The organism is Psychrobacter sp. NPDC064578 (assembly GCF_044901245.1).
In the GTDB taxonomy this organism is placed as follows: domain Bacteria; phylum Pseudomonadota; class Gammaproteobacteria; order Pseudomonadales; family Moraxellaceae; genus Psychrobacter; species Psychrobacter cibarius_C.
The window spans coordinates 301,719-316,649 of sequence record NZ_JBJDPI010000002.1; the positions used below are offsets into that span (position 1 = coordinate 301,719).

12 protein-coding genes are annotated in these 14,931 nt (G+C 41.5%); 5 read left to right on the forward strand and 7 right to left on the reverse strand.

Features of this window, described 5'->3' with window-relative positions; all coding sequences use genetic code 11:
• Positions 1 to 18: 18 nt before the first annotated feature.
• Positions 19 to 1,731 carry a potassium-transporting ATPase subunit KdpA gene (gene kdpA / locus ACI2JM_RS03160; protein WP_404642043.1) on the reverse strand — a complete coding sequence of 571 codons (1,713 nt, stop codon included), beginning with the start codon at positions 1,729 to 1,731 and terminating at the stop codon, positions 19 to 21.
• On the reverse strand, positions 1,731 to 1,811 hold the full coding sequence (gene kdpF, locus ACI2JM_RS03165; protein WP_084674193.1) for a K(+)-transporting ATPase subunit F: 81 nt from the start codon (positions 1,809 to 1,811) through the stop codon (positions 1,731 to 1,733). Before kdpF ends, kdpA begins: the two co-directional genes overlap by 1 nt.
• A gap of 172 nt (positions 1,812 to 1,983) precedes the next feature.
• Here kdpF and ACI2JM_RS03170 point away from each other — a divergent pair, with 172 nt between their 5' ends.
• From ACI2JM_RS03170 to ACI2JM_RS03180, 3 genes are all read left to right on the forward strand, one after another.
• Positions 1,984 to 2,253, forward strand: a complete 270-nt coding sequence (locus ACI2JM_RS03170) for a hypothetical protein (RefSeq protein ID WP_404642045.1) — start codon at positions 1,984 to 1,986, stop codon at positions 2,251 to 2,253.
• Between the two features lie 939 nt (positions 2,254 to 3,192).
• On the forward strand, positions 3,193 to 3,996 hold the full coding sequence (locus ACI2JM_RS03175) for a DUF5020 family protein (RefSeq protein WP_404642047.1): 804 nt from the start codon (positions 3,193 to 3,195) through the stop codon (positions 3,994 to 3,996).
• Between the two features lie 297 nt (positions 3,997 to 4,293).
• Positions 4,294 to 5,298, forward strand: a complete 1,005-nt coding sequence (locus tag ACI2JM_RS03180; protein WP_404642049.1) for a D-cysteine desulfhydrase family protein — start codon at positions 4,294 to 4,296, stop codon at positions 5,296 to 5,298.
• Positions 5,299 to 5,344: 46 nt separating this feature from the next.
• On the opposite strand, the gene modB is transcribed toward ACI2JM_RS03180, so the two are convergent.
• From modB to surE, 4 genes are all read right to left on the reverse strand, one after another.
• Entirely contained in the window at positions 5,345 to 6,046 is a 702-nt protein-coding gene (modB, locus tag ACI2JM_RS03185) for a molybdate ABC transporter permease subunit (protein ID WP_404642051.1), read from the reverse strand.
• Positions 6,047 to 6,432: 386 nt separating this feature from the next.
• On the reverse strand, positions 6,433 to 7,737 hold the full coding sequence (locus ACI2JM_RS03190; protein ID WP_055124471.1) for a lytic murein transglycosylase: 1,305 nt from the start codon (positions 7,735 to 7,737) through the stop codon (positions 6,433 to 6,435).
• A gap of 139 nt (positions 7,738 to 7,876) precedes the next feature.
• On the reverse strand, positions 7,877 to 8,671 hold the full coding sequence (locus ACI2JM_RS03195) for a M23 family metallopeptidase (RefSeq protein ID WP_270894600.1): 795 nt from the start codon (positions 8,669 to 8,671) through the stop codon (positions 7,877 to 7,879).
• Between the two features lie 256 nt (positions 8,672 to 8,927).
• On the reverse strand, positions 8,928 to 9,740 hold the full coding sequence (gene surE, locus ACI2JM_RS03200) for a 5'/3'-nucleotidase SurE (RefSeq protein ID WP_404642054.1): 813 nt from the start codon (positions 9,738 to 9,740) through the stop codon (positions 8,928 to 8,930).
• A 596-nt stretch (positions 9,741 to 10,336) separates the two neighbouring features.
• Between surE and ACI2JM_RS03205 the strand changes: the two genes are divergently transcribed.
• Together ACI2JM_RS03205 and ACI2JM_RS03210 are read left to right on the forward strand one after the other, a co-directional pair.
• Positions 10,337 to 10,774, forward strand: a complete 438-nt coding sequence (locus ACI2JM_RS03205) for an MCR_0457 family protein (protein ID WP_404642056.1) — start codon at positions 10,337 to 10,339, stop codon at positions 10,772 to 10,774.
• Between the two features lie 576 nt (positions 10,775 to 11,350).
• Positions 11,351 to 12,517 (forward strand): D-alanyl-D-alanine carboxypeptidase family protein, encoded by a 1,167-nt coding sequence (locus ACI2JM_RS03210; RefSeq protein WP_045444873.1) that lies wholly within the window; start codon positions 11,351 to 11,353, stop codon positions 12,515 to 12,517.
• A gap of 317 nt (positions 12,518 to 12,834) precedes the next feature.
• On the opposite strand, the gene ACI2JM_RS03215 is transcribed toward ACI2JM_RS03210, so the two are convergent.
• Entirely contained in the window at positions 12,835 to 14,772 is a 1,938-nt protein-coding gene (locus ACI2JM_RS03215) for a sensor histidine kinase (RefSeq protein ID WP_404642059.1), read from the reverse strand.
• Positions 14,773 to 14,931 lie beyond the last annotated feature (159 nt).

The following is a 14,931-nucleotide window of genomic DNA, read 5'->3' on the forward strand; positions in this document are numbered from 1 at the left end:
TAGACAAATAGGCAGCGGCTAACCTTTCATCATCCATATATGCTCTACAATAGGTCCAAGCGCTAACGCAGGAATGAAAGTCAATGCGCCAATCATCAGCACAGTTCCGACTAATAGACCCACAAATAATGGCGTGGTCGTCGGTAAAGTACCGCTATTGACTTCAAGTCTTGGTTTTTTCGCCAACGATCCTGCCAAAGCCAGTACTGGAATGATGACCCCAAAACGCCCAACCACCATCGCAAGCCCAAGCATGGAGTTATAAAAGACCGAATTGGCCCCCAACCCTGCAAAAGCAGAACCATTATTATTGGCAGCAGAGCTAAAGGCATACAGCACTTCACTGAAACCATGGGCGCTAGGATTAAAAATCCCTGCTTGACCATTCGTAGTCATCACACTAATCGCCGTTCCCATTAGCACCATAGTGGGTGCTGCAAGTAATGCTAATACAACCATTTTCATCTCAAATGGTTCAATCTTTTTACCAAGATATTCTGGTGTCCGTCCAATCATGAGTCCTGATACGAATACCGCCAATATTGCAAAGAGCAACATGCCGTACAGTCCGGCTCCGACACCGCCAAATACCACTTCACCTAACTGCATCTGCAACATCAAACCAAAGCCGCCCATGGGCGTAAATGAGTCATGCATCGCATTTACCGCACCACATGATGCTGCAGTAGTAATAGTGGCAAATAACGATGAAGCCACAATACCAAAGCGCACTTCTTTACCTTCCATATTGCCATTGACATCAGCAGCGGTTAGCCCTGACACTTGTGACGTTAACCAAGGATTACCAGTAAGCTCGCTGCTCACCGTTAATGAATACATACCGACAAACAATACGGTCATGGCTGCTAATATCGCCACCCCTTGCTTCAGGTTGCCGCTCATCTTACCGAGACAAAAACACAGTGAAGTAGGAATAAGAAAAATAGCGAGCATCTGAATTAAATTAGAAAAAGGCGTTGGATTTTCAAACGGGTGGGCAGAGTTGGCGTTAAAGAAACCACCGCCGTTAGTACCTAACATTTTAATCGCTTCTTGTGACGCGACTGGTCCTAAGGCGATGGTTTGGGTATCACCTTGAAGGGTTTGCACGTCCATATAGGTTGATAAGGTTTGTACAACACCTTGACTCATTAATAGAAGCGCGATGATTGTCGCTATCGGTAATAGGATATAAATATTACAGCGCCATAAATCGACCCACGCATTACCAAGGTGAGCGCTTTTCTTAAATATCAAGCCACGCATCAAGGCAAAAGCGACGGCAATACCTGTTGCTGCAGATAAAAAGTTTTGTAGCGACATACCCATCATTTGCGTTAGATAGCTCATCGTGCTTTCGCCACCATAAGCCTGCCAGTTGGTATTGGTCATAAAACTGATGGCCGTATTCATGGCCAAGTCCCAAGTAACTCCGGTCATCGCTTGCGGATTGAGCGGTAGATTGCCTTGCACCAGTTGCAATATAAATAGCGCCAAAAAGCCAATAACGTTGAATAAAACAATAGCGAGTGCATACTGTTTCCAATTCATCCCAGATGCAACATTACCTTTTGCATCCCGCCCAAGCATGCCAAGTGCCGTAAAACCACGAGATTCAAGACGAGATATCGGTGCTTGCATACGCTGCATGATATAACCGGATAAAAAATAGCCCAAAGTAAATAAAATGAGAAGATAAATAATCAACTGAGATAAAGCCTGGATGGTCATTAGAACGCCTCCGGTTTAATCAGTACGTATAGCAAATAGACAAATAAACCTAGGGCGATAAGCCCTGAAAATACTTCCATAGCACTCTCCTAACACCAAGATCAGTCAATTAATTGCCGCAAGATTACTAAGACCTTGCTGCTCATTGGATAATGTCATTAGTATGCTGAGAGAAGTATAAAAGTGTTATTAAGATAAATAGGCAGGATATAAAGAAAGTATAAAGATGAGAGTTAGCTAGTAGGTACGCAGATGTTAAGTTTGGATAACTGTCTTGCTTTAGCTAGGAACACTGAAGAGGTAACGACTAAAGACAACACTTATTTACTGGCAATGGAGGACACTTCTTTTTCTTGGGATGCGCATACAGAGATTCTGACCTTTGAAGAAAAACCGTATAAAATCGGAGATGAGCTTTATCTTGGTGGTACTGTATTTACTTATCCTAACGCGAATATTACCGATCAGATAAAGGTAAAATGGATAGATTATGGTTTGGATAAAGGGTGGCTTGGTGGTTGAACTGGATAGACCATTCCTTAAACTTTAGAAGCTAATTTTCCAGATATATCTAATAGATAATAATCTAAAAACGTTAATCTAAATAATAAACGCAAAAAAACATGTATAATTACTATGCTTTTTTCGAATTCTAATGTGCAATAATTAAACATTTTTAGTGACCAAAATATGGAATATAGCTCACGTAAAATGTCTTAAATTACGCCAAACGTCATAGATATTTATTGACTTAAGATATTGATATGTATGTTTTTATAGGTTAATATAACTTAATAACGATTTATAAAGTTTAGTGGTTCTAGCCTGTCACGCCGGGGGTCGCGGGTTCGAGTCCCGTCCGCTGCGCCATATTTAAAACGAGTTTAAACTTTCGAGTTTAAGCAAGTTTCGCCTCAAGTATTAGTTTACTTGAGGTTTTTTTGTGTCTATTAATTCTGCCATACCTCTATTCACTTGCCTCTCATATCATTTGTTCCAAACTACCCTACCAGCTCTTTTCACTACTCTGAATCGTAATAATTATTGCTAGTGGTTGAGCCTACCAGCTACTTCGACACATCTCCTTGTTTACAAAAATAATAAAGCTGACCATTTAGTCAGTTAATTTAATAAAATCATAAACTTAGGTAATATCAAATACTTAAAAGGCTTGATAGACCATTATTTTGAGCCAGCTTATGGTTGTTACTCATTATAAAACATGCTTAACTGTTTCAAAGTGTTAAGAATTATTGCGGATAATATAGCCAACAGAGCATTTTTATACTTTTGACAATACTTATATTGATAACATTTATCTTCATTATTTTAGACTGCTATCAAAAATTGACCGCGCTTCGTCCTTAGCAGCATTGACCCGTTTTGACAGGAAGTTAAAACGCGCTTCTGTCATATACCCAGCCTGCTAGGATGACCCACTCTATATAAAGGAATATTACTGTGCGTTATCACTTGTTTGTAAACCTGCCACTGGCTAGCCAATTATGTAGAACCAATATTCAGAAAAAACTGTTTTTTAGTAGCTCATTAACCACCGCTTTAGCCGCGATCGTTGCCTTGGGTACGATGAGCAGCAGCCATGCAAAGGTGCTTTTCACCGATACCAGTCTTTCGGTACTATATGGTAATGACTATGAGCTGGTAGAAGACGGAGAATTGACGACCATCACTCTGGAGCACGCATCTACCCACAGTTGGGGCGGCGTATTTTTCTTCGTCGATCGTCATCAAGGCGCAAATGATATTGAAAACAATAGATTTAAAGAAACGTATGGTGAGTTTGCGCCCAAGCTTAAGCTTACAACTTTCGATGATAGCTTTATCAAACAGCTCAATCTAGCGGGGCAATATGAGTTTGGCTCGAACAGCAAAGGCTTTAGCCAAGACAACTATATGATAGGACTAGGGGCAGATTTGAATGTGCCTATTTCAGGTATGAAGTACGCCTCTGCTTCCCTATATCATGTCTTCAATGATAATACTGATGATGACCAGCAAATCACCTTAACTTACGGTTGGGAGAAAAACAATTTTGTGGTCGATGGTTATGTAGACTACTCTTTTAACAATGATGACTTAAAAAACCAACTACATATCAATCCGCAAATAAAGTATAACTTACAACCACTATTAGGCATTGATAATCGCTTAGAGGTCGGTATGGAATATAGTTACTGGAAAAATAAGTATGGCAGTGATACAACTCAAAATGTGCCTAGTGCTCTAGTGAAGTTTCATTTTTAACCGTCTAATTGGTTTGACGAATAGTTCTAAAACGGCTCTCAACTCTTTCTCAATAAAACAAATAGTCCTCATGCAAAATTGAAAGCTTGCATGAGGATTTTCATTTTATATTTGATAAATTAACCCTTAGGATTCCACTGATTTTCAAGCTGGATACGCATCCATACGGTTTGTAAGGCTGTTACGACATATAATTATTGGCTATTTATATCCGCTAAATCATCATCTTTAGCTGAATTTATTAATGTGTGTATTTCAAACTTATTCAGCATTTTTTTATTATAAAAGGGACAAAATATGGAATGTAACCACATACCCAGACAAGCATTGGGCTTCTTCCCCACTCCATTGATAGAGCTTAGCAGATTGAGTAAAGCGCTTGATGGCCCTACTATTTTTATGAAACGAGATGACAACACGGGACTGGCATTGGGTGGCAATAAAACCCGTAAGCTTGAATTTATTATGGGTGATGCCCTTGCTCAAGGTGCTGATTGCGTGATTACGGCAGGGGCCGCACAATCGAACCATTGTCGTCAAACTGCTGCCGCAGCGGCAAGCTTGGGACTTGACTGCCATTTAGTATTAGGTGGAGAAGAACCCGAACAAACAAGTGGCAATCTTTTATTAGACAAAATTTTTGGATCACATATTTACTGGGCAGGCGCCAATCGCAAAGGAGAAGACATTCCTAAAATCGTTGAGCAGTTAACAAAACAAGGCAAAAAACCATATGTCATACCCTATGGCGGCTCCAATGAGCTGGGTGCTTTAGCGTTTGTAGAAGCTTTTAAAGAGTTAGAATCGCAACGTGAAAGCATGAACCTATCATTTACTCATATCGTTTTTGCTTCTAGCTCTGGGGCAACACAAGCCGGTTTGATACTTGGCAAAAAAATACTCAATTCGCCCGCCCAAATCGTAGGTATCAATATCGATAAAGGTGAAACAGACAAAGTGCCTTTTGATCAGTATACCGTCGCGCTTGCCAATAGCACGGCCTCCCTTATCGGTGCCGATCATCAGTTTTCAGAAACCGATTTAACACTCAACTCTGATTATGTGGGCGAGGGCTATGGCGTGGTTGGTACATTAGAAAATGACGCCATTGCGATGACAGCTCAAACAGAAGGCATACTTTTAGATCCTGTCTATACGGGTCGTGCGATGGGCGGACTCATAGATATGATTAGGTCTGGCAAAATCAAGAAAACCGATCGTGTCTTATTTTGGCATACGGGCGGTGCACCAGCTTTATTTGCCTACTCAAGTGACTTAGATATGATGAAAAGAAATGGATAAATAAATTTTGACGCATTAACTCAAGCTATAGGTATTAACTGCAATCTTATGAGCGTTGATTCAGCCGGCTCACACTAGCAATCAACGCCACCATAATCACTCCCATAACGATGAGAATCCCAGACATCATGTGCGCTGCCTCGTAATTTAGCGCCTCTACTTGCTCATATATCGCAATCGAGACCACTTTAGTCTCATCGGATATACTACCCCCTATCATCAAAACCACGCCAAACTCACCAATAGTATGGGCAAAACTTATTAAGCTGCCGAGCACAATACCGACACGCGCTTGTGGCAGAGCGACTCTGAGAAACCGTTTGAAACGGCTTGGCTCCAATAAATGTGCCACTTCCATCACGCTTTGTGGAATACGTAAAAATTGGGCGTAGACAGGCTGAATATAAAAAGGCAATGAGTAAATAATCGAACCAATGACAAGACCTTCAAAGGTAAATATCAAGGGGCTGATATGATGTTCGCTAAGCCATTTACCAATACCGACACTAGGGCTTAACAGTAATAAAAGATAAAAGCCAATGACGGTAGGCGGCAAAACCAATGGCATGGCAATGATGCCCATAAGCAAGACTTTAAGACGTGCCACAACTTGCCTACGGCTAGGCTTAGCGAGCCAATAAGCCACAGGCGTTGCAAACAGTAATAAACAAATGGTAGTGACACCAGCAAGCTTAATACTTACCCAAAACGGACTAAGCATATCGGACATAAGAGACTGGTCTATCATAATGTCACTGCTCGTTGCCATTCGTTATGAGGATAAAGGATCTATTGTATCTAATATTAAAAGATTGAACAGACAAATATAATGCCAGCTCTTATAAATAGCGCGTTGATAAGTAAAGCACATTGATAAACAAACAGTGTAGCGTTTATCAGTCACAGTATCAGCCTTCTTGTGTCCATATTATTTATTAAAACCTGACAAGATTATGGTCTTTTGCAAAATAATCATAGCGTAAAATAAAAAAGCACCCTAATAAGGTGCTTTTTTATTGTATTCACTAAGCTCATCGTATTAACTATTACCGTCAAAAATGATGGTTAAAAAATTTCTTTTAACACGCTAATATTAGAATTAATACGAGTCAAAAAAAGTTCTATCAACCTGCTTCACCACGAAGCTAACGATGACGCACTACGCTGAGTAATAAAGCCGTCTGGAGTCTGACCATTGTCTGCTTGCCAGCGCTGGAACGCCAATCGAGTATTGGTACCAACGATACCGTCAGCGCCTTTGGTGTCATAGCCTGAGTTGGTCAAACGCTGCTGTAAATTTCGTACTTGAGCTGTGGATAATGGACGCTCATAACGCGGCCATGATTTCTGTAATCCGCCTTGCCCAGCAAGCGCTTTACCCAATAAGCTGACACCTAGCGCATAGCTCGATGAGTTATTATAAACTTTGATCACATCAAAGTTTGGACTGAGTAACAGTACAGGACCATCCTTGCCAGCTGGTAGCCACAGCTCCATTTCGGTATTGGCATCCAAATAAACATCAGCTATCGTATCAACACCCATCGCTGCCCATCTCGCGGCAGGCTGCTTACTACCAACCATGGAATAATCGAATGAGGCAGGAATGGTCGCTTCGTAAAATGGCGCTAGACCTCTAACCCAACCTGAGTTGCTCAAATAATTAGCGGTGGACGCCAGTGCATCGCCCGTTGCCCACGGATTACGATGACCATTACCATCGCCATCCACTCCGTGCTTCAGCCAAGTATCAGGGATAAACTGCGTCTGTCCCATGCCGCCTGCCCAAGAACCATCGAGCTGCGACCAAGACACATCACCGCGCTGCAATAGCGTCGCTAATGACAACAACTGAGTTTCGGCAAACTCTTGGCGACGACCATCATAAGCCAGACTCGCAAGTGAGCTTGGTATGCTGCTATTACCCGTCACCACGCCGTATGACGACTCCATGCCCCAAATGGCAGCGATTATTTCTGCATTGACACCGTACTGCGATTCTAATTGTGACAAAAATGCCCGTTGCTCGGCGAACTTACGCTTACCAGTACTCACACGCCCATCAGATACGGCAGAATCGACATATTCCCATGGCATCTTAGAAAACTCTGGCTGTCCTGAGTCAAGCGAGATGACTTGCTGATTTAAATAAGCAGTATCAAGTAGACGACGCACCGTCGCTGCATCATGGCCTGATGAAATCGCCCGCATAGAAAAATCCGACTTCCAATCAGAGAAGCTGTTATAGCTTGGCTTTGCCACTGGCTGCGGCTTGATGACAGGCTTCGGTGCTGGCTTCACTTGAATGGTTTGAGTTTGGGTAATCTGAACGTTGCCTTGACGCACGGGTTTGCTAGGTTTTTGCATCGCCTGTTGGCTGGTACACCCAACCATCACTAACGCAGGAAACAGGGCAAGATATTGTTTTTTTAACATCATAAAATTCTCAAGTATGAATAAGTAAAGCGACTCAAATAAACCGATTTAGTTAAGGTGGCTTTATTCAAGCGCTCTAAAATTCAAGCACTCTGAATAAAGCCACTAAACTCGCCAAATCAGTCACAACTTGGCAGCACGTTTAACGCCCCAGTACCGCACGTGGATCAATAGGATTGCCATTTAAGCGCACTTGGAACTCTAAGCCGACCTGATTGGTTTGGCCACTGTTACCCATGCTAGCAATGCGCTGACCGCGCTGTACAGCATCGCCTTCTTTGACCAGTAGCTGACTATTATGCGCATAAGCGGTGATGTAATTATCACTATGACGAATCATAATAAGATTGCCATACTCTGGCAGACCATCGCCCGAGTACAGTACCGTGCCAGATTGGCTAGCAAGTACGGGATCACCGACATTACCAGCAAACCACATACCCATCGTGCCCGCTGCCGCATCAAAGTTACGGGTCACTTGATTGCGACTTGGATATTCATAGCCTGACGTTGCGTTAGCCGTCACTTCGTATACAGGGCTTTGTGAGCTATTATTAGGTACGCTCGTTACAGGCGGTGTGTACGTTGGCTGTGTCGTTGTAGGCGCGTTATAACGATTGTTATCGGCTGGCGTACCTTGCCACAGCTTGAGCCATTGACCACTATAAATTGTATACTTGCTGTCCAAACCATTGAGCGAACCGATTTGACGGTAACTGAGACGATAGCGCTCAGCAATCTGGCTGACCGTATCGCCACGCTGTACGCGATGGTAGTTAGGAACGCCTTGTGCATTGGTAATAATCTTAGGTCCCGCTTGGTTGGCTGATTGGTAAGTAGGCTTGGTTGCACAGCCCACCATCGTTAACGTTGCTGCTGTTAAAGTACCTATCAATGCCACTGTTGCAAAGCGCGATCCAGCAATAAGCTTCTTCATACAAGATTTCCTATTCTTTATGTTACTCACAAACTCCTTGTGTTACTCACAAGCATTTTGCTAACTTTCATACCGTTTAGTATTTAGTATTTGGCAAATACCATTATCAATCACTCGATAGTAAACCATTTTCTAAGGCGTGTCTTCATTTTGAAAATGGTGATAGAGATGAGATAAATGGCAGCCAAACAAGAAAAATAGCGCAGATAATATCAAGATATTGACCAGCTGTTTGACGCATTTTGGCAGCGTAAATTTATAGCATTAACGCCGACAGCGTTTTGAGTGTGTCTGTTGGCGTATGATGCAGGCGCACTGGTGATAGACTAATATAACCCGCCGCTACCGCTTGATCATCCGTCATATCTGTTGCAGAGGATTGTAAATCTTCAGTTTCTAATGGCAACTCATGTGGGCGTTTACGTAGCGACAACCAATAAGCATCACGCCCACGTGGATCGACCACATGATGTACAGGACGCGCAATCTGACGGTGCCCTAACGCCGTTATTTTCCGACCTTTGATCTCATCAGCACTATCCACATCAGGAATATTAACGTTTAATACATGATAGGGCAAATTTTTGCAAGCATCTAATATCGGTTTTTCTATCAATAATTTAACAATTTCAGCTGCCGCCATTTGATAATGACTGGTCTGCTCTTGCCCTTCTCCATTGACGCCGCCGCCCACTAGGGAGGTCGCAATGGCAGGTATTCCAAAGAGCTGTGCGGTTAATGCAGCACCAAAGGTACCCGAAAATAAAACGTCTTGACCAAGATTGGCACCAGAATTAATGCCAGTAATCACACAATCAAAACGTGTATCAGGATACAACTCATGCAATGCCAAATGTACACAGTCCGCGGGCGAACCATTTACCGCTATAAAACCAGAATCCAATCGATGAGTATATAATGGCATCGATAAGCTCAAAGCACTCGCGCAGCCACTTTGCTCACTGTTTGGCGCAACCACTACCACCTCTGCAATAGCAGACAGGGCTTGATATAATGCCAATAACCCTGGTGCATAAACCCCATCATCATTACTAATTAAAAATTTCATTTTCACTCAATATACTCATTAATGACCGCCTGTCCACTTATGAACTTTAGCCGCATAAAATTGCTATAATCAGACCCGAAAATGGAGGTTAGATTCTTTAACGATACTTTTGATGCTTGCATTCACATTGGCTTTTTCTGCATACACAATATGTGATAAATGGCAGTTGGATTTGCTATAAAATAAAAAAAGCCAACACCACAATCCATATAAAGTGACACTATATTTATATGAGAAAATTGCTATAGCAAAACGCGGATGCCACCATAATTTTGGGCGATTATACCCTAATAATACGCTGACACGAACCCAGTCTGTGGGCAGAATCTATTCAATTTATAATTTTATCACGATGATATCTGCATCAATAACAGCAAAAAAAACTTGGCGTGACGTTACAATAGGCAACACCTTACAACAATACAAACTTATATTTTTATGCTGACGTAACTTATGAGTCTATGCTGCTGATATGTTGCTCAAAAAGAGCTTTGGCTCACAAGATATCTACACATAAATCAATATTTTATGTGACTTTTGTTTTTTTACCCATTAACATATCACCATTAAATAAAGATAAGCGAGTGTAATACTGCATGAAAAATCAATCGATATTATCTATAGCTTCTGTGATAGCAAAGACGGCGTCCAAAATTAGTCTTGCAGGACTGGTAACGTCTGTTGCCATGCTGTCTCAAGCATCCTTTGCGGCGAATAATCCTGCTACAACCATACCTCTAGATATGTCTGGCATCAATGTTACTAAGCATGAAATTGCGGTTATGCAAGTGCTATCAGAGATATGTCCACCGATGCTCAATGGCAAACAAAAACAGCGCTTTTATAAATCTTATAATGTGCAGCTTCACGAGTTGATGCCGTCTTTAGAAGATCCAAAAGCTGCGATTCAATATCTATCCACTCAGCAAGATTATCGCCAGATATTACAAGGCATTCGTAGCTGGACAATGGGCTTCTCTAAACAAGATAACAAAGCTCTATGCGAAGATTTGGCGAATGCTGAATACCAGTAGTGGATCATCATAATTAAGCTCAACAATTACAACATTATAATTGGCTTACTTATCAGAGATCCTATCGTCTCTCCTACAATAGCTATGCCCCAGCATTGATTCTAAATTGATAAAGTCAGCTATAATTAATGACAATAAATCATGGCATTATCTGTCTTGGAACGCTGATTATGGGCTATTTAGCGAAAACTTATAAGCTTGTTCATCAGGCTTGTAAGTAACAAAAAAGCTTACGATAATTCTGTTTATACCAACAGGATGACCGTAAGCTTTTTTATGACAGTCGAATTATTTCTATTCGAGGCACTATGGCGTTCCTAGTCTGAGCAAACGTTTACTTCTTACTACTCTTTCTTTTTAATCGGGTCTTTTTTTGCATTTATCGATTCCCCATCGGTTGGCATTTTGCTAAGATAAGGCGTTAATTTTATGTCTGTCGCTCAGCCATCACCACTCTTATTAATATATTGTTTTTAAACAGAATGTTTAAGACAGGCTACTTAAAATGATGCATAAGATTTAGTGCAAGGTACAAGCGGTAGATACATTTGGTTTCATGATGCGGTGTAACGATATATGACAGTAAAGCGTGTAAAAAATCAGCTGGTGCAGCTGGTAGTCGGTGTGAGTATCTCTATGAGTGCAGTGATGGCAAACGCAGCCATCCAGCCGCCTGAGATGGATAATACCGCCTATGTATTGATGGATTATAATACTGGTGAGATTTTGGCACAAAAGAACGCCAATGAGTCGCTACCGCCAGCGTCTTTGACAAAAATGATGACCAGTTACATCATTGAGCAGCGCTTAGCATCAGGCGACCTCAAAGAAGATGACCAAGTCATAATGAGTCCAAATGCTTGGTGTCGTGGTAGTAGCAGCCAGTCTTGCATGTATGTGCCGGTAAATAAATCTGCGAGCGTTATCGACATGCTACGCGGTATTATTATTCAATCAGGTAATGACGCTTCAAAAGCTATGGCAGAGCATATCGCTGGTAGCGAAGCCTCATTTGCTATCTTGATGAATGAGCAAGCAGAAAAGCTTGGTATGAAAAATACCCATTTCGTCAATTCTACTGGTATGCCTGACGAAGGGCATGAGGCATCAGCACTAGATTTGGCCAAATTGTCACGCGCTATTATCAAGAATAGCGGCGACTATTATGGTATTTATGCAGAAAAAGAGTTCACCTATAACGGCATTACTCAAGGTAACCGTAATGCTCTACTTGCAACCGATCCTACCGTCGATGGTTTAAAAACTGGCCACACTGATGCCGCAGGCTATTGCTTAGCGGCTTCAAGCAATCGTGATGGCATGCGCTTGATTTCTGTGATTATGGGAACAGAGAGCCAGCAAGCACGTGCCGATCAATCACGTGAGCTGCTCAACTGGGGCTTTGGCCACTTCACTACTGTCACCAAAGCACCTGCCGGACAATTCGTCAGCAAAGTTCCAGTCTGGTTCGGTGAAGCTGATGAAGTTGAGCTAGTCACTGCGGATAATTTGCAAATTCTAACCAGCAAAACGCAAAAAAATAAAATCACGACTGTGGTAGATATTCCTGAGAGCCTAGAAGCACCCATCAAAAAAGGTCAAGAAATTGGCAAAATGATGGCGGTTATTGATGGTAAAGCGGTGGCTTCAGTGCCTATTATAGCGACCAGTGATATCGAGCAATCAGGCTTTATGAGCCGCACTTGGCAGCGTGTCGTACGTTGGGCACAAAATCTGTTTTAGAGAATATTAGTAAAAACTATTTTTCAAGAACATTACTGACAAAAAAGACGCCTCAAAACTGGGCGTCTTTTTTATATCTTCATTTACCGCACAGATTTTATTATTGCTATTAAGTAGTGTCATCATCAAACTGTGATAAACACTGATTTACTAGAATCAGCAGGTTTGTTCTCGTTCATCATACTTTTCAGATTAAAAGCAAGCACTCTTGTCGAAAATACGATGTTCGAAACTATTTACAGTAAATGAGTAAATGAAAGGCAACGGATTACATTAAACGAGGTTAGGGCGGTAAGCGTGACAAATACTTTGACCTATTACGTCCATACCAACCAGCGCTTAAGCAAATCGCTTAATGCTTTATCTTTATAAGTGGCGCTATAACAGTAATCGACACCAGCTGCTTTCAAACCATGCTCAAAGCTATCTAACTGCTTCGCTCGATGTGGTGGATACCAATATACCAATAAAGCCCGATGTTCACTTTCAAATTGACGAATACGCTTGGCTAACGACTCAGCTTTACTTGGAAAAACATCTTCCGCAAACATCACCATATTCACCTGTTTTATACTCATCTCCTCTATAACCAGTGCTTCATGCTGACGATAAATGACCGTCGCGCCTAAACGCTCTAGCTCCTTCGCTAAAAACCCAACTTCATGATAATAATAGTAAATAACAGTCAATCCAGCCAATAAATGCTGCTGCCGAGACTGCTGTTTATTGGTCATCGATATGGTCAGCATGAATTGGGTGCCTGACCCTAACGTACTATCGACTTCTATAGTAGCGCCCATCAGCTGAGCCATTTGCTTGACGACTGGTAAACCAACACCTGAGCCTTCATATTGACGAGTTTGTGATGAATCCACTTGGAAAAACGGATTAAAAATATCATCGATATGAGTGCTATCGATACCAATACCTGTGTCTTTCACACTGATTTGCCAGCGATTGCTTTTATCAAAATGAGTCAATTGCGACGTAATAGTCACCTGCCCCGCTGGAGTAAACTTAATCGCATTACTCAGTAATATTGATAATATTTGTTTTATTTTTTCCGCATCCCCTTCCAGACCATAGTCTATATGATGAATACGGCTAATCAACTCTAGCCTTTTTTGCCGAGCAATAGGCTCATATTCTGCCAACAGATCGGCGATTAACTGCAGTGGATTGAACGCAATACAATTAATACTCATCTGACCTTTTTGTATTTGATTCAATTGGATAATATGATCAAGCGACGACACCAATTTATCACTACCGTCACTGATAATTTCAACCGCATCTTTTTGTTCTCTATTGAGGGTATCGTAATCTAACAGCTGTAAACCGCCTACGATAGCATTTAGCGAAGTTTTCAGCTCATGGGTGATCATGCTTTGAAAGTTATGCAGCTGCACATCGAGGGATACGTCTTTGTTGTGTAATTGCTGCTCAAAAATAGCAAGCGCCTCATAACCTTGTTGGACTTTCTGTAAACGATCAAACAATACAGCCAAAGTTTGCTTGATTTGTACCAGTTCCTGAAATTCAAAAAGCTGTGGAATCACTGGTAACTGCTCAAGCTCTGGGTTTTTCACAACGATGTGACAGACTTCTTTCAAAGCTTCAATATCTCTGATTGGCCATTTGAGTTTGCGCAGAATGTACAATACCCAAAGTACCGTCAATATCGTGGTGATAAGCCATAGCAATATATTGCTTCGAAACCAATGTGAACGCAGGGTGTTCACATCTAAAGTGAGATTAATATATCCAACTAACGCGCTATTTTTATTGGCCTCACTAGACGCTGACGATTCTTGCTCACCATTTGATAAAGTTGTGGACGATTGCTGACTGCTGTTTAACGTATCTAGCGCGCTATCATCACTGATATCGTCACTGGTAACGGGATAATTGAAGCTGACAGTATCTGCAAATAAGGCATTCTTCCAATCATCTCTGGATTGATTAACTTCATTAATAGGTTTGGGTGTTGAATAAAATAAAATACTTCTAATGCTGGGTTCACTTTCTAACAAGAATCTCACTTGCTCAGCCACGATATCAGCACCATCGGCTGTCGATGCGCTGGTGGTCAACATGGTAGCCAATTGCTGGATATGCTGACGCTTCTCTTTATAGTGGTATAACAAACCATAAACGATAGACATCAAGAAGCCTGCCAACACAGCCAAAATGATGGCTTGTACGACAGAACGCCAAATAAGCGTAGAGATGGTTTGAGAGGGACGGTTGTTCATATTACTTAACTGAGTTAAGAAAACTTTTGATTATAGTACAGGTATTTTGTAGGAGTAGTGAGGGAAATATCACATGTTAATAAAACTTAACAACGTATTAATATATCATGATGACCGATATAATCATCATGATATGGCACATTACAGAGAAGCATGAAC